The sequence below is a fragment of the Streptomyces coelicoflavus genome (assembly GCF_003112555.1).
In the GTDB taxonomy this organism is placed as follows: Bacteria; Actinomycetota; Actinomycetes; order Streptomycetales; family Streptomycetaceae; genus Streptomyces; species Streptomyces coelicoflavus.
The window spans coordinates 70,621-91,627 of record NZ_BEWB01000020.1 but is presented as its reverse complement, the minus strand read 5'-3'; the positions used below and the strand labels follow the sequence as shown (position 1 = coordinate 91,627).

General features: G+C 71.9%; 20 protein-coding genes and 1 pseudogene. 11 read left to right on the top strand and 10 right to left on the bottom strand.

Going from position 1 to position 21,007, the window contains the following annotated elements:
• Positions 1-40: 40 nt before the first annotated feature.
• Positions 41-1,888, top strand: a complete 1,848-nt coding sequence (gene ggt, locus Sco07f_RS36730) for a gamma-glutamyltransferase (RefSeq protein WP_087788950.1) — start codon at positions 41-43, stop codon at positions 1,886-1,888.
• On the opposite strand, the gene Sco07f_RS36725 is transcribed toward ggt, so the two are convergent.
• Positions 1,889-4,417 (bottom strand): ATP-dependent Clp protease ATP-binding subunit, encoded by a 2,529-nt coding sequence (locus Sco07f_RS36725; RefSeq protein WP_007445789.1) that lies wholly within the window; start codon positions 4,415-4,417, stop codon positions 1,889-1,891.
• A 153-nt stretch (positions 4,418-4,570) separates the two neighbouring features.
• Complete coding sequence (gene map / locus Sco07f_RS36720; protein WP_007445790.1) at positions 4,571-5,347, bottom strand: type I methionyl aminopeptidase; 777 nt, start codon at positions 5,345-5,347, stop codon at positions 4,571-4,573.
• Between the two features lie 96 nt (positions 5,348-5,443).
• On the opposite strand from map, the gene Sco07f_RS36715 reads away from it, so the two are divergent.
• The 10 genes and pseudogenes from Sco07f_RS36715 to Sco07f_RS36670 all read left to right on the top strand — a co-directional run bounded on the left by Sco07f_RS36715 (position 5,444) and on the right by Sco07f_RS36670 (position 16,059).
• A complete protein-coding gene (locus tag Sco07f_RS36715; RefSeq protein ID WP_007445836.1) occupies positions 5,444-5,695 on the top strand; it encodes a helix-turn-helix domain-containing protein in 252 nt (83 codons plus the stop codon).
• Positions 5,696-5,874: 179 nt separating this feature from the next.
• Positions 5,875-6,717, top strand: a complete 843-nt coding sequence (locus Sco07f_RS36710) for a nitrilase-related carbon-nitrogen hydrolase (protein WP_007445837.1) — start codon at positions 5,875-5,877, stop codon at positions 6,715-6,717.
• Positions 6,714-7,997 (top strand): aspartate aminotransferase family protein, encoded by a 1,284-nt coding sequence (locus tag Sco07f_RS36705; RefSeq protein WP_108990466.1) that lies wholly within the window; start codon positions 6,714-6,716, stop codon positions 7,995-7,997. The genes Sco07f_RS36710 and Sco07f_RS36705 overlap by 4 nt, the downstream gene beginning before the upstream one ends.
• 33 nt (positions 7,998-8,030) lie before the next feature.
• Complete coding sequence (locus Sco07f_RS36700) at positions 8,031-9,677, top strand: PucR family transcriptional regulator (protein WP_108990465.1); 1,647 nt, start codon at positions 8,031-8,033, stop codon at positions 9,675-9,677.
• A gap of 102 nt (positions 9,678-9,779) precedes the next feature.
• The gene (locus Sco07f_RS36695) at positions 9,780-10,622 is read left to right on the top strand and encodes a nitrilase-related carbon-nitrogen hydrolase (RefSeq protein WP_108990464.1); all 843 of its coding nucleotides are present in this window, start codon (positions 9,780-9,782) and stop codon (positions 10,620-10,622) included.
• A 34-nt stretch (positions 10,623-10,656) separates the two neighbouring features.
• On the top strand, positions 10,657-12,099 hold the full coding sequence (gene hydA / locus Sco07f_RS36690) for a dihydropyrimidinase (protein WP_108990463.1): 1,443 nt from the start codon (positions 10,657-10,659) through the stop codon (positions 12,097-12,099).
• An 11-nt stretch (positions 12,100-12,110) separates the two neighbouring features.
• Entirely contained in the window at positions 12,111-13,133 is a 1,023-nt protein-coding gene (locus tag Sco07f_RS36685; protein ID WP_087788945.1) for a TIGR03842 family LLM class F420-dependent oxidoreductase, read from the top strand.
• A gap of 110 nt (positions 13,134-13,243) precedes the next feature.
• Positions 13,244-14,110: pseudogene (locus tag Sco07f_RS36680) on the top strand (cytosine permease); the annotation flags it as partial.
• 40 nt (positions 14,111-14,150) lie between these two features.
• Positions 14,151-15,554: a recombinase family protein gene (locus Sco07f_RS36675; protein ID WP_108990462.1), complete on the top strand. Its 1,404-nt coding sequence runs from the start codon at positions 14,151-14,153 to the stop codon at positions 15,552-15,554.
• A 265-nt stretch (positions 15,555-15,819) separates the two neighbouring features.
• Positions 15,820-16,059: a helix-turn-helix domain-containing protein gene (locus Sco07f_RS36670; RefSeq protein WP_108990461.1), complete on the top strand. Its 240-nt coding sequence runs from the start codon at positions 15,820-15,822 to the stop codon at positions 16,057-16,059.
• An 87-nt stretch (positions 16,060-16,146) separates the two neighbouring features.
• Here Sco07f_RS36670 and Sco07f_RS36665 read toward each other — a convergent pair whose 3' ends face one another.
• The 8 genes from Sco07f_RS36665 to Sco07f_RS36630 all read right to left on the bottom strand — a co-directional run bounded on the left by Sco07f_RS36665 (position 16,147) and on the right by Sco07f_RS36630 (position 21,005).
• A complete protein-coding gene (locus Sco07f_RS36665) occupies positions 16,147-16,338 on the bottom strand; it encodes a hypothetical protein (protein WP_108990460.1) in 192 nt (63 codons plus the stop codon).
• Positions 16,331-16,690 carry a hypothetical protein gene (locus Sco07f_RS36660; RefSeq protein ID WP_108990459.1) on the bottom strand — a complete coding sequence of 120 codons (360 nt, stop codon included), beginning with the start codon at positions 16,688-16,690 and terminating at the stop codon, positions 16,331-16,333. The genes Sco07f_RS36665 and Sco07f_RS36660 overlap by 8 nt, the downstream gene beginning before the upstream one ends.
• Before the next feature lie 90 nt (positions 16,691-16,780).
• Complete coding sequence (locus tag Sco07f_RS36655) at positions 16,781-18,031, bottom strand: helix-turn-helix domain-containing protein (protein WP_108990458.1); 1,251 nt, start codon at positions 18,029-18,031, stop codon at positions 16,781-16,783.
• Between the two features lie 135 nt (positions 18,032-18,166).
• Positions 18,167-18,811 (bottom strand): collagen-like domain-containing protein, encoded by a 645-nt coding sequence (locus Sco07f_RS36650; RefSeq protein WP_369695811.1) that lies wholly within the window; start codon positions 18,809-18,811, stop codon positions 18,167-18,169.
• Positions 18,812-18,876: 65 nt separating this feature from the next.
• Positions 18,877-19,209 (bottom strand): hypothetical protein, encoded by a 333-nt coding sequence (locus Sco07f_RS36645; protein ID WP_108990456.1) that lies wholly within the window; start codon positions 19,207-19,209, stop codon positions 18,877-18,879.
• Positions 19,210-19,288: 79 nt separating this feature from the next.
• Positions 19,289-19,552: a hypothetical protein gene (locus Sco07f_RS36640; RefSeq protein WP_108990455.1), complete on the bottom strand. Its 264-nt coding sequence runs from the start codon at positions 19,550-19,552 to the stop codon at positions 19,289-19,291.
• A gap of 3 nt (positions 19,553-19,555) precedes the next feature.
• Positions 19,556-20,422, bottom strand: a complete 867-nt coding sequence (locus tag Sco07f_RS36635) for an N-acetylmuramoyl-L-alanine amidase (protein ID WP_174855472.1) — start codon at positions 20,420-20,422, stop codon at positions 19,556-19,558.
• Positions 20,423-20,486: 64 nt separating this feature from the next.
• Positions 20,487-21,005 carry a hypothetical protein gene (locus tag Sco07f_RS36630; protein WP_159107038.1) on the bottom strand — a complete coding sequence of 173 codons (519 nt, stop codon included), beginning with the start codon at positions 21,003-21,005 and terminating at the stop codon, positions 20,487-20,489.
• Positions 21,006-21,007: the final 2 nt, after the last annotated feature.

Sequence of the window (21,007 nt, the reverse complement as noted above, 5' to 3'; positions counted from 1 at the left end):
TCAACTAAGCTGCCCGAACGGCCTTTCCCTGGAGGTGCGGATGCGTCGCCCTGTCGCACGGAATCTGACGGTCCTGGCGGTCTCGGCCGCCGTGGTGGTCTCGGTGGGAGCGGCGGCGCCGCCCACGGAACGGAGCGGACCCACGGACCGGAACGGGTCCGCCGACCGGGGCAGGCCCACCGCCCCCAAGGTCCCCGTCGCCGTCGGCTACGGAGGCGCGGTCTCCAGCGTCGACCGGGACGCCTCCGCCGCCGGCATCGAGGTGCTCCGCAAGGGCGGCAACGCCGTCGACGCGGCCGTGGCCACCGCCGCCGCGCTCGGCGTCACCGAGCCCTACTCCGCCGGGGTGGGAGGCGGCGGCTACTTCGTCTACTACGACGCCAGGTCCCGCACCGTGCGCACCATCGACGGCCGCGAGACCGCTCCGCTCACCGCCGACGAGAAGCTCTTCACGGAGAACGGCGAGCCGCTCGCCTTCGCCGACGCCGTCACCAGCGGCCTGGCCGTCGGCACCCCGGGCACCCCCGCCACCTGGCAGACGGCCCTCGACCGGTGGGGCAGCCGCCCGCTCTCCTCGGTGCTGAAGCCCGCCGAGCGCCTGGCCCGGCACGGTTTCACCGTCGACGAGACCTTCCGCTCCCAGACCGCCTCAAACGAGCAGCGGTTCCGCCACTTCCCCGACACCGCCGAGCTGTTCCTGCCGGGTGGTGAACTCCCGGTCGTCGGTTCCACGTTCAAGAACCCGGACCTGGCGCGCACCTACCGGGAGCTGGCCCGCGAGGGTGTCGGCGCGATCTACCACGGCGAACTCGGCGAGGACATCGTCGACACCGTCAACGAGCCGCCCGTCGACCCGGACTCCGGCTGGAACGCCCGCCCCGGGGACCTGTCCGCCAAGGACCTGGCGGCCTACGAGGCCAAGCTCCAGGCGCCGACGAAGACCTCCTACCGGGGCCTGGGCGTCTACTCCATCGCGCCCTCCTCCTCCGGCGGCACCACGGTCGGCGAGGCCCTCAACATCCTGGAGCGCACCGACCTCTCCACCGCGGACAAGGCCGGCTACCTGCACCGCTACATCGAGGCCAGCCGCATCGCGTTCGCCGACCGCGGGCGCTGGGTCGGCGACCCCGCCTTCGAGGACGTACCGGCGAAGGAACTGCTCTCGCAGCGGTACGCCGACTCGCGCGCCTGCCTGATCAAGGACGACGCGGTGCTCACCAGCCCGCTCGCTCCCGGAGACCCGAGGCACCCGGCCGACTGCGCGGGCGGCGGCACGGCGGCGCCGACGACGTACGAGGGCGAGAACACCACGCACCTCACGGTGGCCGACAAGTGGGGGAACGTCGTCGCCTACACGCTCACCATCGAGCAGACCGGCGGCAGCGGCATCACCGTGCCCGGCCGGGGCTTCCTGCTCAACAACGAGCTGACGGACTTCTCCTTCGCTCCCGCCAACCCGGCCGTCCACGACCCGAACCTGCCGGGCCCCGGCAAGCGCCCGCGCTCCTCGATCGCGCCGACGATCGTCCTGGACCGCCACCACAAGCCGGTCGTGGCCCTCGGCTCGCCGGGTGGCGCGACCATCATCACCACCGTGCTCCAGACCCTCACCGGCTTCGTCGACCGCGGACTCCCGCTCGTCGACGCGATCGCCGCGCCGCGCGCCAGCCAGCGCAACGCCGCACAGACCGAACTCGAACCCGGCCTCTACGACAGCGCCGTACGGGCGGAGCTGGAGGCACTCGGGCACTCCTTCAAGCTCAACCCCGAGATCGGCGCCGCGACCGCAGTGCAGCGGCTGCCGCACGGCAAGTGGCTGGCCGCCGCCGAGAAGGTACGGCGCGGCGGCGGCTCGGCGATGGTGGTCGAACCGGTGCGCGGCAGGTAGTCACAGCTCGGGGACGGGCCGCTCGGGCGTCCGGAACGCCAGCCGCCCGTCCTCGACGTCGACCGTCACCCGGCCGCCCTCCGCGACCCGGCCGTCGAGGAGCAGCCGGGACAGTTCGTTGTCGACCTCGCGCTGGATGGTGCGGCGCAGCGGGCGGGCGCCGTACTCGGGCTGGTAGCCGCGCTCGGCGAGCCAGTCCACGGCCGCGTCGGTGAACTCGACGGTGATGCCCTGGGCGCGCACCATGCGGCGGGTCTGGTCGAGGAGCAGGCTGGTGATCTGCCGCAGCTGCTCGCCGCTGAGCTGGCGGAAGACGACGATCTCGTCGACACGGTTCAGGAACTCGGGGCGGAAGTGCTCGCGCAGCGGGCGCAGTACCTGCTCGCGCCGCGCCTCCTCGTCCGCCTCCGCGCCGCCCGAGCCGAAGCCGATGCCCGCCCCGCGCCGGGTGATCACGTCCGAGCCCAGGTTGCTGGTCATCACGACGACCGCGTTGGAGAAGTCGACCGTGCGGCCCTGCGAGTCGGTCAGCCGCCCGTCGTCCAGGACCTGGAGCAGGATGTTGAAGACGTCCGGGTGCGCCTTCTCCACCTCGTCCAGCAGGAGCAGCGAGTACGGGTGGCGGCGCACCACCTCGGTGAGCTGACCGGCCTCCTCGTGCCCGACGTAGCCGGGCGGGGCGCCGACCAGGCGGCTGACGGTGTGGCGCTCCTGGTACTCGCTCATGTCCAGGCGGACCATCCGGTCCTCGCTGCCGAACAGCGCCTCGGCCAGCGCCCGGGCCAGCTCGGTCTTGCCGACGCCGGTCGGGCCGAGGAAGAGGAAGCTGCCGATGGGCCGGTCGGGGCTGGACAGCCCGGCGCGCGAACGCAGCACGGCGTCGGAGACGACCCGTACCGCCTCGTCCTGGCCGACCACCCGCTCGTGCAGGTGGGACTCCAGGCCCAGCAGGCGGTCCTTCTCCTCCTGGGTGAGGCTGCTGACCGGGATGCCGGTCTGCCGGGAGACCACCTCGGCGATGGACTCGGTGTCCACGACCAGGTCGAGTCCCTCGTCGGCCCGGCCGTCGCCGGTGGCCTCGGCGATCCGCTGCTTCAGCTCGACGATCCGGTCGCGCAGCTGCGTCGCCTGCTCGTACTGCTCGTCGGCGACCGCCTGGTCCTTGTCCCGGACCAGCTGGTCGACCTCCCGCTCCAGGGCCCGTACGTCGGTGCCCTTGGTGCGCGACTGGAGCCGGACCCGGGCGCCCGCCTGGTCGATCAGGTCGATGGCCTTGTCGGGCAGCCGCCGGTCGGTGAGGTAGCGGTCGGACATCTCCACGGCCGCGACCAGCGCCTCGTCGGTGTAGCGGACCTGGTGGTGGGCCTCGTAGCGGTCGCGCAGGCCGCGCAGGATCTCGATGGCGTCGGCGACGGTGGGCTCCGGCACCAGGATCGGCTGGAAGCGCCGGGCGAGGGCCGCGTCCTTCTCGATCCTGCGGTACTCCTCCAGCGTGGTGGCGCCCACGATGTGCAGCTCGCCGCGGGCCAGGGCGGGCTTGAGGATGTTCCCGGCGTCCATCGATCCGCCCTCGCCGCCACCGCCGGCGCCGACGACCGTGTGCAGCTCGTCGATGAAGATGATCAGCTGGTCGGAGTGGGCGCGGATCTCGCCCACGATGTTGTTCATCCGCTCCTCGAAGTCGCCCCGGTAGCGGGTTCCGGCGACCACCCCGGTCAGGTCGAGGGCGACCACCCGACGTCCGGCCAGTACGTCGGGCACGTCGCCGTCGGTGATGCGCTGGGCGAGGCCCTCCACGACGGCGGTCTTGCCGACACCGGCGTCACCGATCAGCACGGGGTTGTTCTTGCCGCGCCGGGAGAGCACCTCGACGGTCTGCTCGATCTCCTCCTCGCGGCCGATCACCGGGTCGATCCGCCCCTGCTGGGCCAGGTCGGTGAGGTCGCGGCCGTACTTGTCGAGGGTCGGCGTGTTGGTGGTCCGGGTGCTCTCGGTGCGGGTCTTCGCGGCCTCCGGCGACTCCGTGGGCATGCTGGACGGTGCGAAGCGGGCCGCGTTCAGGATGTGCCCGGCGGCCGAGTCGGGGTTGGCGGCCAGGGCGCTGAGCACGTGCTCCGGGCCGATGTACCCGGTACCGGTGGAGCGGGCCAGCTCGTGCGCGTCCAGCAGGGCGCGCTTGACGGCCGGGGTGAGCGAGAGCGACGTGGGCGGCGGGACCTCGCCCGGCGGGTGCTGCACCGGGCCGGTCCGCTCGTCGATCTGCGACGCCAGCGAGTCCGGGTCGGCGCCGGCCCGGCTGAGCAGCCCCCGGGTCGGCTCGGTGGAGAGCGCGGCCCGCAGCAGGTGCTCGGTGTCCAGGTCCCGGCTGCCGTGCTCGGCGGCGTACTGGGCGGCGCCGCGCACCAGCTCACGGGCGGGCTGGCTGAGCAGCCGGCCGATGTCGATCTGCCGGGGCCTGGGCCCGCCGAAGAAGCGTGCCAGGAATTCCGCGAACGGGTCGCCCTCCGGGCCCATGTAGCCGCTGGTCATCGTGTCCGGACCTCCGCTGCATCGCTGATCGACGTGCCGGGGCCGGGTAACCCGGACGGGGCGCGGTCATGCCCAACATGACACGTTCTGTTCCGGCGGGCATGCCGGGAAGCCGGGCGGACGGAGGGCCTCGCGCGGGGGTCGTCCGGCGGCTCAGAGCCCGTCCCGCGACGTCAGCACGCGCGGACCGCTCTCCGTGATGGCCACGGTGTGCTCCACGTGCGCGGCCCGGGAGCCGTCGTTCGTGCGCAGGGTCCAGCCGTCGGGAGCAGCGTGGTAGTCGTCCCGGCCGCCGGCGGTCAGCATGGGCTCGATGGCGATGACCATGCCGTGCCGCAGCGGGAGCCCGCGCCCGGGACGGCCCTCGTTGGGCACTCCCGGGTCCTCGTGCATGTGCCGGCCGATGCCGTGGCCGCCGAAGTCCTCCATGATCCCGTAGCCCGCCGACCGGCACACGGTGCCGATGGCGTGGGCGATGTCCCCGATGCGGTTGCCGACGACGGCCGCCCCGATGCCCGCGTCCAGTGCCCGCTCCGCGGTCTCGATCAGCGCCAGATCGGCCGGTCGCGGGGTGCCCACCACGAAGCTGAGCGCCGAGTCGCCCGCCCAGCCGTCCAGGAGGGCACCGCAGTCGACGGAGAGCAGGTCCCCGTCGCGCAGCCGGTAGCCGTCCGGGATGCCGTGCACGATCGCGTCGTTCACCGACGCGCAGATGACGCCCGGGAAGGGGGTCGGCGCGAAGGAGGGCCGGTACCCGAGGAACGGCGAGCCCGCGCCCGCCTCCCGCAGCACCTCGTGCGCCACCGCGTCCAGCTCCAGCAGGGACACGCCCACGCCCGCCGCCTGCCGTACGGCGGTCAGGGCCCGTGCGACGACCTGTCCGGCCGCGTGCATGGCGTCGATCGATGAGTCCGTCTTCAGTTCCACCATGCCAATTACTATACCGGTATTTGAATTGGGTTCGCGACCGCACGGCCGGGTGACGCAGGGGGGTCCGGTACGGGAAGCCGGTATTAGAATGACGCCATGGTACGCACCCCTCTGACCCCCGAAGAGCGTGAGCGCGGCGAGCAGCTCGGCCGCCTGCTCCGCGCGGCCCGCGGCGAACGGAGCATGACGGCGGTGGCCGCCCAGGCCGGCATCTCCGCCGAGACCCTGCGCAAGATCGAGACCGGCCGGGCGCCCACCCCGGCGTTCTTCACCGTGGCCGCGCTGGCCGGTGCGCTGGGGCTGTCCATGGACGAGCTGGTGGGCAGGTGCGCGCCCGTGCCGGCCTGAGGCGCCCGCCCGCGACGGGACCGGGCGCCCGCACTCACCCACCGGAGTGCGAAACGTGATCGACACCGCGCCTTGACGACGATGGTCTTGGCAAGCCCCTCCGGCCAGGCTTACGTTCGTCCCTCTACGGCCTGCTCTACGGGCGTAGAGGCTCTGACGTCGTGTCGAAGGAGCAGCTCATGGCCAACGTCGTACGTGCCGCTCTCGTCCAGGCCACCTGGACCGGCGACACCGAGTCCATGGTGGCGAAACACGAGGAGCACGCCCGCGAGGCCGCCCGGCGGGGCGCCAAGGTCATCGGGTTCCAGGAAGTCTTCAACGCCCCCTACTTCTGCCAGGTCCAGGACCCCGAGCACTACCGCTGGGCCGAACCGGTCCCCGACGGACCCACGACCCGCCGCATGCGGGCACTGGCCCGCGAGACCGGCATGGTGATCGTCGTCCCCGTCTTCGAGGTCGAGCAGTCCGGCTTCTACTACAACACCGCGGCCGTGATCGACGCCGACGGCACCGTCCTCGGCACCTACCGCAAGCACCACATCCCGCAGGTCAAGGGCTTCTGGGAGAAGTTCTACTTCCGCCCCGGCAACCTGGGCTGGCCCGTCTTCGACACCGCCGTCGGCAAGGTCGGCGTCTACATCTGCTACGACCGGCACTTCCCCGAGGGCTGGCGCCAGCTCGGCCTCGGCGGCGCCCAGCTCGTCTACAACCCGTCCGCCACCCACCGCGGTCTCTCCGCCCACTTGTGGCAGCTCGAACAGCCCGCTGCGGCCGTCGCCAACGAGTACTTCGTCGCCGCCATCAACCGGGTCGGCGTCGAGGAGTACGGCGACAACGACTTCTACGGCACGTCGTACTTCGTGGACCCGCGCGGGCAGTTCGTCGGCGAGACGGCCAGTGACACCAAGGAGGAACTGGTCGTCCGCGACCTGGACTTCGGCCTCATCGACGAGGTGCGGCAGCAGTGGGCCTTCTACCGCGACCGCCGCCCCGACGCCTACGAGGGGCTGGTGCGGCCGTGACCCGTGACCTCTTCGCCCGCCACCGCGCCGTCCTGCCCGACTGGCTCGCCCTCTACTACGAGGACCCGCTGGAGATCACCCACGGCGAGGGCCGCCACGTGTGGGACGCGGCCGGCAACAAGTACCTCGACTTCTTCGGCGGCATCCTCACCACGATGACCGCGCACGCCCTGCCCGAGGTCACCAAGGCCGTCGCCGAGCAGGCCGGGCGGATCGTCCACTCCTCGACCCTGTACCTCAACCGCCCGATGGTGGAGCTCGCCGAACGCGTCGCCCAGCTGTCCGGCATCCCCGACGCCCGCGTCTTCTTCACCACCTCCGGCACCGAGGCCAACGACACCGCCCTGCTGCTCGCCACCGCGTACCGGCGCAGCAACGCGATCCTGGCGATGCGCAACAGCTACCACGGCCGCTCCTTCAGCGCCGTCGGCATCACCGGCAACCGCGGCTGGTCCCCGACCTCCCTGTCCCCGCTCCAGACCCTCTACGTGCACGGCGGCGTCCGCACCCGCGGCCCCTACGCCCACCTGGACGACCGGGACTTCACCGACGCCTGCGTCGCCGACCTCGAGGACCTGCTCGGCCACACCCGCGCCCCCGCCGCCCTGATCGCCGAACCCGTCCAGGGCGTCGGCGGCTTCACCTCCCCGCCCGACGGCCTGTACGCCGCCTTCCGCGAGGTGTTGCACGAGCGGGGCATCCTGTGGATCTCCGACGAGGTGCAGACCGGCTGGGGCCGCACCGGCGACCACTTCTGGGGCTGGCAGGCGCACGGCAGGAACGGCCCGCCCGACATCGTCACCTTCGCCAAGGGCATCGGCAACGGCATGTCGATCGGCGGTGTCGTCGCCCGCGCCGAGATCATGAACTGCCTGGACGCCAACAGCATCTCCACCTTCGGCGGCACCCAGGTCACCATGGCCGCGGGCCTCGCCAACCTCAATCACCTCCTGGAACACGACCTCCAGGGCAACGCCCGGCGCGTCGGCGGACTCCTCATCGAACGGCTGCGGGCCGTCGCCGCCCAGGTGCCGCACGTGCGCGAGGTGCGCGGGCGCGGGCTGATGATCGGTGTCGAGCTGACCCGGCCGGGCACCGACGAGGCGGACCCCGAGGCGGCGTCCACCGTCCTCGAGGAGGCCCGCGCCGGCGGGCTGCTCGTCGGCAAGGGCGGTGGTCACAGCACCAGCGTCCTGCGCGTCGCCCCGCCGATGTCCCTCACCGTCGCGGAGGCCGAGGAGGGCGCCGCGATCCTCGAACGCGCCCTGCGCAGCATCTGACCGCCGCGTGGCCGAGCCCCAGGAGGCGCCGCCATGACCACCACCTCGCCGATCCCGGCCCGGCGACCCGGCGAGCCCTGGGAGCCCGCCCTGTCGGTCCGTCAGGTCCTCGGCCTCGAACGGGTGCGGGCGGGACAGCCCGAGGTGGTGGCCGGCGCCCACCGGCTCGACCGGCCCGTGCGCTGGGTGCACGTCGCCGAGGCCGCCGACGTCGGCGTGATGCTCAGCGGCGGCGAGATGGTCCTCACCACCGGTGTGCTGCTCGCCGGTGACGAGGACCGGCAGAGCGAGTACGTCCGCTCCCTGGACCGCGCCGAGGCCGCCGCCGTCGTGCTCGGCCTCGGCCGCGCCTTCCCCACGCCGCCCGACGTGATGCGCAGGGCGGCCGAACGCTGCGGGCTGCCCATGGTCGTCCTGCACCGGCCCTTCCCCTTCGCCGAACTGACCGAGGAGGTGCAGTCCCGGCTGCTGCGGCGCAAGTTCGCCGCCGTCAGCCTCTCCGAGGCCGTGCGCACCGAACTGACCGGCCTGATCACCGCGGGTGCCCCCGTGCAGCGCCTGCTCGACGAGGTGGCCCGGCACGCCGGCTGCCCGGTCGTCGTCACCAACCTCGCCCACCGCGTCCTCGGCACGGCGGGGGAGCGGGCGGCCGTCGACGACGTACTGCGCGACTGGGAGCGCATCGCCCGGCAGGCCGGTGCCGCGTCGGCCGACGGCTGGATCCGCGCCGAACTGAGCTGCCGCGGGGAACGCTGGGGGCGCCTGGTGCTGTGCGGCTTCCGGGGCGAACGGGCCGCCGGGCGGCTGCTCGCCGACCGCGCGGCCGAGGGCCTCGTCCTGCACCGCATGCTCGCCGGTGACGGCACCCACGGCCAGGGCACCGGCGGCCGCGGTGGTCCCGGAGGCTCCGGGGACTCGTGGGACTCCTGGGAGGAGCAGTCCGCGCGGAGCCTGCTCACCGACCTCGTCACCGGGGCCGTCCCCGCGCGGCAACTGCTGCCCCGGGCGCGCGCCGCGGGGCTGCCCGTCAACCGGCGTGTCTTCGTCCCCCTCGTCGTCCGCGAACGCGAGCCGGCCCGCGCCGCCCGGGTGCTGCGGCGGCTGGGACTGCCCGGCATCGCCGCCCGGCTCGCCGACGACCACGTCGTCGTCCTGCTCAGCCTCGCCCCCGACCAGGACGCCCGGGCGCTCACGGCCCACTTCGCGACCCGGCTGCGTGCGGAACCGGACGACTCCCGCGCCGTCGTCGCGGCGGCCGACGCCCGCGCCGACTGGACCGACGTCCCCGCGGGCCTGCGCGAGGCCCAGCACGTCGCCGACGCCGTCGCCGACTCCGCGGCCTCCGCCCTGGACCTGCCACCGGTCGTGCGGCTGCGCGACATCCACCTGCGCGGCCTGGTGCGGCTGCTGCGCGACGACCCGCACGTGCAGTCCTTCGCCGAACGAGAGCTGGACGGTCTGCTGCGCGGCCCCGACGAGGACCTGCTGTCCGTCCTGCGCACCTACCTCGCCACGGGACGCAACAAGTCCCGCACCGCCCAGCTCCACCACGTCTCCCGGCCCGCCCTCTACCGGCGCCTCGAAGTCATACAGGGCCGGCTCGGCGTCGACCTCGACGACTTCGAGCAGGCCGCCTCCGTCCACATCGCGCTCCTCGCCCACGACGCACAACAGGGGTGACACCGTGCAATGCCCGACCCCCGCAGACGTGACACCGTGCCACTCAATCCGGCCGGCCGCCGTCCCTAGTCTCGCCGTACACCGAGCGAGTGGAGGCCGAAGATGAGCCGAGTGATCCGTGCCGCGCTCTTCCAGACCGCCTGGACGGGCGACAAGGAATCGATGATCCAGGTCCACGAGCAGGCGGTGCGCGACGCCGCCGCCCAGGGCGCACAGGTCATGTGCTTCCAGGAGCTGTTCTACGGACCGTACTTCTGCCAGGTCCAGGACCCCGAGTTCTACGCCTACGCCGAGAGCATCCCGGACGGCCCGATCGTCGAGCGCTTCCAGCGGCTCGCCCGCGAGCACGGCATCGTCCTGGTGCTCCCCATGTACGAGGAGGAGCAGCCCGGCGTCCTCTACAACACCGCCGCCGTCATCGACGCCGACGGCTCCTACCTCGGCAAGTACCGCAAGACGCACATCCCTCAGGTGCGCGGCTTCTGGGAGAAGTTCTACTTCCGCCCCGGCAACAGCGGCTGGCCGGTCTTCGACACCGCCGTCGGCAGGGTCGGCGTCTACATCTGCTACGACCGGCACTTCCCCGAGGGCTGGCGCGCACTGGGCCTCGAAGGCGCCGAGATCGTCTTCAACCCGTCGGCCACCTCGCGCGGCCTGTCCGGCTACCTGTGGCAGCTGGAACAGCCGGCCGCCGCCGTCGCCAACGAGTACTTCGTCGGTGCGATCAACCGCGTCGGCGTCGAGGAGTTGGGCGACAACGACTTCTACGGCACCTCCTACTTCGTCGACCCAGAGGCGCAGTTCGTCGGCGAGGTGGCGAGCGACAAGGAGACCGAACTCGTCGTCCGCGACCTCGACATGGCCAAGCTGCGCGAGGTCCGCGACCGCTGGCAGTTCTACCGCGACCGCGCGCCGGGCGCGTACTCCCCGCTGACCGCGCCCTGATCCGCCGGCGCCCCCGACAGGAGGGAACAGCAGCATGAGCAGCCGTACCGTCATCCGCGGTGGCCTCGTCGTCACCGCGTCCGACGAGATCCACGCCGACGTCCTGATCGAGGACGGCCGCGTCGCCGCCCTCGCCGCGACCGGCACCCCGGCGGCCGAGGCGTTCACGGCCGAGCGAAGCGAGATGGGGGCACCCCCGCCCGAAGGGTGGGGGAGGGTGATCGACGCGAGCGGCAAGTACGTCATCCCGGGCGGTGTCGACGGGCACACCCACATGGAGATGCCCTTCGGCGGCACCTACGCCGCCGACACCTTCGAGACCGGCACCCGCGCCGCCGCCTGGGGCGGCACGACCACCGTCGTCGACTTCGCCATCCAGAGCGTCGGCCGCTCGCTGCGCTCCGGCCTGGACGCCTGGCACGCCAAGGCGGAGGGCAACTGCGCGATCGACTACGCCTTCCACATGATCGTCTCCGACGTCAACGAGAAGACGCTCAAGGAGATGGACCTGCTGGTGGAGGAGGGGGTGACCTCCTTCAAGCAGTTCATGGCCTATCCCGGCGTCTTCTATTCCGACGACGGCCAGATCCTGCGCGCCATGCAGCGCGCCGCCGAGAACGGCGGCCTGATCATGATGCACGCCGAGAACGGCATCGCCATCGACGTCCTCGTCGAGCAGGCCCTCGCCCGCGGGGAGACCGACCCGCGTTTCCACGGCGAGGTCCGCAAGGCCCTCCTGGAGGCCGAGGCGACCCACCGCGCCATCCGGCTCGCCCAGGTCGCGGGCGCGCCGCTGTACGTCGTGCACGTCTCCGCGACGGAGGCGGTGGCCGAGCTGACCCGGGCCCGCGACGAGGGCCTGCCCGTCTTCGGCGAGACCTGCCCCCAGTACCTGTTCCTGTCCACCGACAACCTCGCCGAGCCCGGCTTCGAGGGCGCCAAGTACGTGTGCAGCACGCCGCTCAGGCCGAGGGAACACCAGGCCGCCCTGTGGCGGGGCCTGCGCACCAACGACCTCCAGGTGGTCTCCACCGATCACTGCCCCTTCTGCTTCAGCGGCCAGAAGGAACTGGGCCGCGGCGACTTCTCCAAGATCCCCAACGGGATGCCGGGCGTCGAGAACCGCATGGACCTGCTCCACCAGGCCGTCGTCGACGGGCACATCAGCCGCCGCCGCTGGATCGAGATCGCCTGCGCCACCCCGGCCCGGATGTTCGGCCTGTACCCGAAGAAGGGCACCATCGCCCCCGGAGCCGACGCCGACATCGTCGTCTACGACCCGCACGCCGAGCAGGTCATCTCCGCCGAGACCCACCACATGAACGTCGACTACTCGGCGTACGAGGGCCGGCGGATCACCGGCCGGGTGGAGACCGTGCTCTCGCGCGGCGAACCGGTCGTCACCGAGCGGGAGTACACCGGACGCAAGGGCCACGGCGTCTACACCCCGCGCGCCACCTGTCAGTACCTGAAATAGGAGTGGTGCCCATGGACTTCGGACTCGTCCTGCAGACCGACCCGCCGGCCTCCCGCGTCGTGGACCTGATGAAACGGGCCGAGCACAACGGCTTCAGCCACGGCTGGACCTTCGACTCCGCCGTGCTGTGGCAGGAACCGTTCGTGATCTACAGCCAGATCCTGGCCCACACCAGCACCCTGAAGATCGGCCCGATGGTCACCAACCCGGGCACCCGCACCTGGGAGGTGACCGCCTCCACCTTCGCGACCCTCAACGACATGTTCGGCAACCGCACCGTCTGCGGCATCGGCCGCGGCGACTCAGCGATGCGGGTCGCGGGCCGCAGGCCCAACACCCTCGCCCGCATCAGCGAAGCCATCAAGGTCATCCGCGCGCTCGGCAGGGGAGAGGAGGCCGACCTCGGCGGCGGCACCGTCGTCCGGTTCCCCTGGACCAAGCCCGGCGCCGAAGTCCCCGTGTGGATGGCCGCGTACGGTCCCAAGGCGCTGAAGATGACCGGCGAGGAGGCCGACGGCTTCATCCTCCAGCTCGCCGACCTCTACCTGACCGAGTACATGGTCAAGGCCGTCCGGGACGCCGCCGAGGCCGCCGGACGCGACCCCTCGGACGTGACGGTCTGCGTCGCCGCCCCGGCCTACGTCACCGCCGACGACTCGCCCGAGGCCCTCGCCCACGCCCGCGAGCAGTGCCGCTGGTTCGGCGGCATGGTCGGCAACCACGTCGCCGACCTGGTCGCCAAGTACGGCGCCCACAGCGGCGCCGTACCCGACGAACTCACCGACTACATCAAGGCCCGCGAGGGCTACGACTACGCCCACCACGGGCGCAGCGGCAACCCGGACACGCAGTTCGTGCCGGACGAGATCGTCGACCGGTTCTGCCTGATCGGACCGGTCGAGAAGCACATCGAGAAGCTGACCGCCCTGCGCGCCCTCGGCGTCGACCAGTTCGCGCTGTACGACATGCACGACGCGCAGGAAGCCGTGATCGACACCTACGGCACGAAGGTCATCCCGGCCGTCAACGCCTGAGCCACCGCTGCCCGCCCCGCACCGAGGGGCGGGCCCCAGGGCGCACCCGCGTACCCCCCTCGGCACCGCCCGCACGGCCTCTCCCGTCCCACCGCATGATTGGCCTGCCCATGACCGACACCGCGCCCACGGCCATACCGCCGTCCGCCCAAGTCACCCTCCCCGACGGGCGCGTGGAGCTCGCCCCGGGCTCCCCGCCGCCGAGCGGCCCCTACGCCAACGAGGACCTGCTGCCCGTCCCCGTCGAGGGGCGCACCTGGACCACGTACAACTTCTCCGCCCTGTGGGTCGGCATGGCCCACAACACGGCCTCCTGGACGCTCGCCTCCGGTCTCATCGCGGTCGGCATGGACTGGAAGCAGGCGGTGTTCACCATCGCCCTGGCCAACCTGATCGTCCTCGCCCCGATGCTGCTCACCGGGCACGCCGGACCCAAGTACGGCATCCCGTTCCCGGTATTCGCCCGCGCCTCCTTCGGCATCCGGGGGGCCAACCTGCCCGCCGTCGTACGGGCGTTGGTGGCCTGCGGCTGGTTCGGCATCCAGACCTGGATCGGCGGCGAGGCGATCTACTTCCTGGCCGGCAAGCTGATCGGCGACGGCTGGACGAACGCGGGGACGTTCGGCGGCCACGCCTGGACCATGTGGCTGTCCTTCGCCATCTTCTGGGCGCTCCAGGTCGCCATCATCTACCGGGGCATGGAGACCATCCGCCGCTTCGAGAACTGGGCGGCGCCCTTCGTCCTCGTCGGCGCCTTCGTGATGCTGTGGTGGATGGCGGACAAGGCGGGCGGCTTCGGCCCGCTCTTCGACCAGCCCTCGAGGCTGGGCTGGGGCGGCGACTTCTGGAAGCTGTTCTGGCCCTCCCTGATGGGCATGATCGGCTTCTGGTCCACGCTGTCCCTCAACATCCCCGACTTCACCCGCTACGGGAAGAGCCAGAAGGCCCAGACCCGCGGCCAGGCCCTGGGCCTGCCGAACGCCTGCGAAAGCCTCCCCTGGCGTGCCATGCTGAGGCATGCCCACTGACCCTGCCGACCCCCAGCTCGCCTGCATCTACTGCCGCATGAGCGAAGACCGCGAAGGCGGCGGTCTCGGCATCGACCGCCAGCGCGAAGACTGCGAGAAGCTCGCCACCGAACTCGGCCTCACCGTTGTCCACACCTACACCGACAACGACCTGAGCGCCTACAGCGGCAAGCCCCGCCCCGGCTACCAACAGATGCTCGACGGCCTCCGCAACGGCCTCTACGGCACCGTCATCGCCTGGCACACCGACCGCCTCCACCGCCGACCGACGGAGCTCGAGGAGTACATCGACGTCTGCGAGCCCCGCCGTGTCCAGACACGCACCGTCAAGGCAGGCACCCTCGACCTCGCTACCGCCACCGGCCGGATGATCGCCCGGCAACTCGGCGTCCAGGCCCGCTACGAAGTCGAGCGCATGGTCGAGCGACAGCGCCGCGCCCGCGAACAGAAGGTCGGCCGCGGCGAATGGAGCGGCGGCCCCCGCCCCTACGGCTGGGAAGAAGACGGCGTCACCCCGATCCCCGAGGAGATCGCCGTCATCCGTGAGAGCGCCGAAGCGATCCTCGCCGGCGCATCCGCCCGCTCCGTCGCCGCCGACCTCAACCTGCGGAAACTCCCCACCAGCACCGGCGCCCGCTGGGAAGGCGGCAGCGTCGTCCGCATGCTGAAGCGCCCCCGCAACGCGGGCATCCTCCAGCACCGCGGCGAAGAGGCCGGCCGGTCGAAGTGGGACGCCGCCCTCGACGAGGCGACATGGCGCAGCCTCTGCGACATCTTCGCCGACCCGAGCCGCGTCTCCACCGCCCACAACGTGCGGAAGTACCTCGGCAGCGGCATCTACCAGTGCGGGGTGTGCGGGGAGGCGCTGACGTCGTTCTTCAAGCGGAAGGGCGAGCCGAAGAAGTACAAGTGCCGGAAGAACTCGTGTGTGGTGCGGGACCTGGTGCTGCTCGACAAGTGGGTGCAGACGCACCTGCTGAAGCGGCTCCAGCGTGCGGACGCGGCCGATCTGTTCGCGGGTCGTGAGCAGGACCCGGTCGACGTCCGGGGTGCGCAGGAGGACCTGCGGGCGGCCCGGAAGGATCTCGACGATCTGGCCGCGGAGTTCGGCGCCGGTGAGATCGACATGCAGGAGTGGCGGGTGGCGAGGGCTTCGGCGCGGGCCCGGAAGGAGAAAGCCGAGGCGATCCTGGCGACGGCGGTGCAGGTGAACCCCGTTGTGGGTCTCCTCGGTGTTGAGGATGTGGAAGCCGCGTGGAAGGGGTTGGATCTGTCGCGGCAGCGTGCGGTCATCGACTGGGCGATGACGGTGCGGGTGTTGCCGGCGAAGACGGGGCGTCGCCCGGGTGGCACGTACTGGGACCGGGACGCGGTGGAGATCGCCTGGAAGTGACGGTGCCCCCGGCCGTCGCCGGGGGCACCGCTGCCCATCTCCTTGCCGCCTGGGAAGCGCTCGGAGCGGGCAGTCTGTGGGGCTTCTGCCTGTGCTGTAGAAGGTTGCCCTGCGCAAGATCTCTACTCGGCGCGTCACTCGAACGTGCGCTTCGGTTGCGCGTGTTCTCGTCGTCTTACCGCCCTGGATGCCCACCGCCTACATGATCAAACAAATTAGGGTCGACCCTAATCACATTTGATCATGCTGCGGGTGGGGTGGACCAGTGCCACGTCCCACCCCGCCCGACGAGCGGGTCACCGCCCGCCGCCGCCAGGTCGGGGAGCAGATCCGCCGCGTACGCGAGCACCTGAACCTCACGCAGCTCGACGTCTGCGGCCGCTCGGGCATCGACGTCGCGACGTACAGCCGGATCGAGAACGGCCACTCCTCGCCAGTCCTCGACACCCTGATCCGCATCGCCGACGCGATGGGCGTAGAGCTCGAGGAACTCGTACGCCGTTGAGCGGCCCGCCCCCGACGGGGGACGGAGACGGGCCGCAGGGGACCGCTCCCGGCACGGCCGGCGTGGAATCGTGCCAGGAGCGGGGTCTCATCGCCGCGGTGACAACCGGGAACGAACCGTCTGGGGACCGCCGCCGTAGGGCGTCCAGTGGCCGCCCCGGCCGTCATCGTCGGAGTGGTACGGCTCGCGGCAGCAGTGCAGCTCCCGCGGCCCGAACTTCACCCAGCAGTAACCCATCTCGTGGCCGGGCAGGACCGGCCGGTCCTGATCCTCAGCCATGGCGGCGGCCTTCCTTCACGAGGCGGTACAGGACCCGGGCCGTCTCGCACACGGTGGGCTCCCCGGGCGACGGCTGCTTCCGGCAGGCCTCGCAGCCGGGCGCGTGCTCGAGGAGACCGCGGTGCGCGCGGTCGGCGACGCAGGCCGGGCAGGAGCGCGGCCACCAGCGGCCGATCGGACTGTCCAGCTCGCCGAGGTCGACGGCCGTCGCCAGCGTCAGCGGGGTCTTGTCCCAGACGCACAGGGCGCCGCGCCGCTGGTCCTCCAGGATCACGGCGGGGTCCGGCAGGACGAGGACGGCCAGCACGTCGGGCGGTATGTCGTGCGCTCTGGTCCTGGCGTCGCTCGGCATGCTGCCCCCTACGCTCGTGGTGATCCGTCTCACACATGTGACCGTAGGAGCAGCCGGAGTAGGGCAGGGGCACAGTTTGTGCCCCCTCGTTCAGGCGGCCAGCAGCCCGAGCTTGACCGCCAGTTCGGATGCGCGCCGGCGGCGGGGCTCGCTCTTCGCCTCGGTCTCCTCGAGGACGATGCGCTTGGCGTAGCCGTTGTAGCGGATCGTCTCTGGGGCGGCCTCGTGCGCCTTGTCCAGCGTGGCCAGTGCGACGTCCGGCTGTCCGTCCAGTTGGTAGCCGCGGGCCTCCTCGATCCGGTGCCGGGCCCGCCGCGGGCGGGACTTGATGACGGCCTTGTCCGCCTTCGCGGCCTGCCGCACCGACTCCCCACCCTGGTGCAGCTCCACCGCGACCGTCACCGCGTGCGCACCCATGATGGCCCGGGAGAACGAGGTGACCGGGTGGTAGTAGTCCGGCGGTAGCTTCTTCGCGGTCTTCTCCGCCTTGTCCCACCACGCCCATGCCGTGCCCGTTTCGCTGCGGCGCGCAGCCGTATAGCCAGCCTCGAACTGCAGAGCGCCAGCGATCGCCCGGACGTCGTCGGTGGCGTCGGGGAGTTGGGGTTCGAGGAAGCGGAGGACGTCCATGGTGATGGCGTCGGCGGCATCGAAGTGCGCGGGCCCGCTATCGCGGTGCGCCTGCGCGGCGAGCCAGGCGGCGACGCCGATGGCGTGTGGGTCCTCGGACTCCTGCGCCGCGATGAGGCCGCGCTCGGCGACGCGCCACAGCAGGGCGGCGTCCGGCTGGTACGCCACGAAGAACTGCGACAGCGAGTAGACCTCGGCGAGGATCGCGTGCGCAGCCCGCCGCTCCGCGCTGCTCTCGGCCTGCCGCACGGCGGCCTGCGCGTCCCGGATCAGATCGGGCAGCAGCGCGCCCACCACGTCGCGGTGGTTCGGGGCCTCGTGCCGAGCAGTCCAGGCGCGGGCCAGCCGCGCGCGAAGGTGCGCGGCCGGCGGTGCTTCGCGGCGGGCGCCGAGCGGGAAGGCGTCCACGGCCGCCTTCACCGCGGGCAAGCGCGGGTGGCCGGGGCCGGTGAAGAGGTCGACGCTGACGGACTGGTCCCCGGTCAGGTCGGACAGGTCCCGGACCCGGAGGATCTCGGCCAGCCGCAGCACAACCTCGAGCTTCGGTGTCTTCAGCCGCCCGGTCTCCACGCCCTTCACCCAGGAGCCAGATCGGCCGGCGAGCCCGCCGAGCTGCTCGCGCGTCAACCCGCGGCGGGTGCGAAGGATCTGGAGACGTTGTCCGAAGACCAGCGGGTCGGTGTACGGGTCCGGGGTAGCATCAGATGGCACGGTCTCGCCCCTCTCTTACAGCTTCGTCACTGTCAGGGTATGGGGCGGGACCCTTTTCTGTGGCGGCTCTGGTTCGAGATCGCCCGGGCAAGACGAAACGGCCCCCACCGCCCGAAGGCGATGGGGGCCAAGCTCTCACGGGTACTGCCGGCGGTTCGGGTCCAGCGCCAGAGCGAGCGGCCCCGGAGTCTCTGAGCTCTCGCCGTCTTCGGCCGGGTTGTCCCGGCGGCACACCAGCGCATCCGGGTCATCCGGCGGTGGCTGGAGACTGTAGCCCGCCGGGCAGTTCGGTCCCGCCGGGCCGGGCTCGCCGCGCGGCCCCTGCTCCCCCTGCGGTCCGGCCGGACCCGCGGGCCCCGCTGGCCCGGCCGGGCCGGGCTCGCCCTGCGGTCCCTGTGCCCCGTCCGTGCCGTCGGCGCCGGCCGCACCAGGCTCGCCCGCCTCGCCGGGCGCCCCGTCCGTGCCGTCCTCGCCCGGGGTGCCGTCCTCCCCGGCAGGCCCCGGCGACCCGTTCCGCCCCGGGCGCCCCGGGTCCCCCTTCGGGCCCGGGATCGGCACCGGCACCTCCGCCCGCTGAGGCAGATCGTCGACAGCAGTCGCCGGATCCGGCGCCGCCGGCGTCTTGCCCTCCGCGGACACCTGCGCGCGCAGCAACCGCACGTCTCCGGCCAACGTACTCACGGCGTCGCCGCGCTTGTTGGCCTCGGCAGCCAGCTCGTCCGCCCGCCGGGCCTCCGAGTTGATCCGTAGCCACACCAGGACCACCGCCCCAGCCAGCACCAGCAGTACCGCAGCGACCGCCAGCGACCGCCAGCGTTGCGCAAGGACAGGCTGACCATGACGACTCACGTGGGCTGTCCCCCTAGCGCGGTGATCCGCTCGCGTAGCTGCTGGTTCTCGTTGGTGAGCTCCGCGATCCGCGCCTGGAGGGCGGCCTTGTCGGCGCGTTCGGAGGCGAGTTCCGCGTAGGCGGCTGCGAGGAGCCGTTCGTTCTCGGCGACGCGGTCGCGTAGCTGCGCCCGTTCCTCTTGGAGGTTGTCGACGAGGGTCGAGTAGCCGCCGAGGACGGCGCCTGACTGGCTGGCCGCGTTGGCGCCGCGGTGCCCGATGAGCGCGGCGCCAGCGGCTGCGAGCCCGACGACGATGGTTCCGACGGCGCCGAGCGTCGCAGCGTCCACGGGCGTCCTCCGATGGTGCAGTGAGGGATGGTGCGCGAGAGGCGGTGGACGGCTGCTGACCGTGCCACCGCGTCCCGCATCAGACGCCCTTGGCCAGGCTCGCTGAGTTCTTGGTGCCGAAGGCGCGTGCCAGCATCCCCTTGATCAGGGACCCGGCGGCCGCGATCCCGGCGGCCGCCATGGTCTGCCAGAACGTCGCGTGGAACATGTCGGCCGGGCCCGCTGCCACGGCGACACCGCCAGCCGCGACGACGGCAGTGGACAGGGTGCGCTCGGCGAGGTCGCGGCCGTAGGAGGCGGCGGTCTTCACGACGGTCTCACCGTCGAAGTGCAGCTCGGGCATGGGTCAGGACTCCTTCTTGAGGGCGGCGATGTCGGCGCGCAGCGCGGCGACGTCCTTGCGAAGCGCGGCGAGCGCGGCGGGCAGGCCGGCCACCGCGTTGTAGATCGAGCGGATGTAACTGGACGCCGTCCAGCGCGGGTTCTTCTTCACGTCCGGCGCGAACGACGGTGCCGGAAGCTTGTCGGTGTCCCAGGTCGCGTCGAAGACGTCGCCCTTGTCCATGTCGAGATCCTCCTTGGGAGTGCTGGGCGTGCTGGGTTTCCAGTTGCTGCTGGGGTTGCTGTGGAGGCGGTCGGCGATGCGGGCGCGCATCGACGCCATGGTGAAGCCGCGGGGGTCGACCTTGCCGGGCTGCCACTCGAGGTGGCCGATCACCGACCGTTCGTTCCAGCCGTGGTGACGGCAGATCGCGGCGGCCGCGCGCTCGATCGCCTCGAGCTGGACGGCCGGCCATGGGTCCTTGCCGTCGCCGAGGTTCTCGCATTCGAAGCCGTAGAAGTGCCGGTTGCCGTCGGTGTTCGCCTCGTTGTCGGCGGGCAGCGGCTTCTCGTTGACGACGGCGCGCAGTACGTCGTCGTCGCCGAGGCCGGCGTGGTTGGCGCGGCCGTAGCCGACCAGGTGCACGCGGCCGTCCTTGGTGATGACGCCGTGGCACAGCGGGCCGGGCAGGCTGGCGTAGCCGTGGCGGCAGATGTCGACGGTCCGGGCGCTGCCCCTGGTGACGGTGTGGTGGATCATCACCCCGTTGACGGGGCCCCAGGCGCCCTTGTGGTTGCGGTTGTGGTCGCGCCAGTCGCCCACCTCGACGACGGTCAGGCCCTCGTCTCGCAGCGCCTTGACGAACGCCGACGCGGACATGGGTGTGGCCATAGGGCCTCCAGATGAGAAAGGCCCCGGGCCAGGACGGCGCGGGGCAGAGACGAGCGAGGACGGGTCAGGGGGCGGCCTCGTAGGTGCCCCAGAACCGCAGCGACGACCCGGTGTCCCACGACCACGGAGTAGCCGCGTCGATCAGGCCCGCGCCCGACACGGTGCTGATGGCGTTGATGTTGCCGCCGGACATCTCGAACTCGAACGTCTGGGTAGTCGTCAGCCGGACGCGGATCGGCTGCCGGGTGCCCGCACCCGCCCCGTATCCGGACGGGGGGTTGTTCCGCTGGATCTCGCCCGAGCCGCACCCGCCGATCGTCGACGCGGCCGGGACCGGGGTAGAGAGCCGCCAGTTGTCCGTGCCCGACCCGAAGTTCGTCAGCGCTCCGAAGACGATGTCGACCCGGAAGTGCACGGTGAGCGCGGACTGCGCCCACCGCGCGGACACGCTCGCGTCCCCGAACGACGGTGTCGACGCGCCGGACGTCGTCCAGACCGGCGTCCAGTCCCCCCACGTGGGCGAGATCGACGCGAGCCGACTCTGACTGATGATCATGCCTGGCTGCCAGGGCTCATACGGCACGA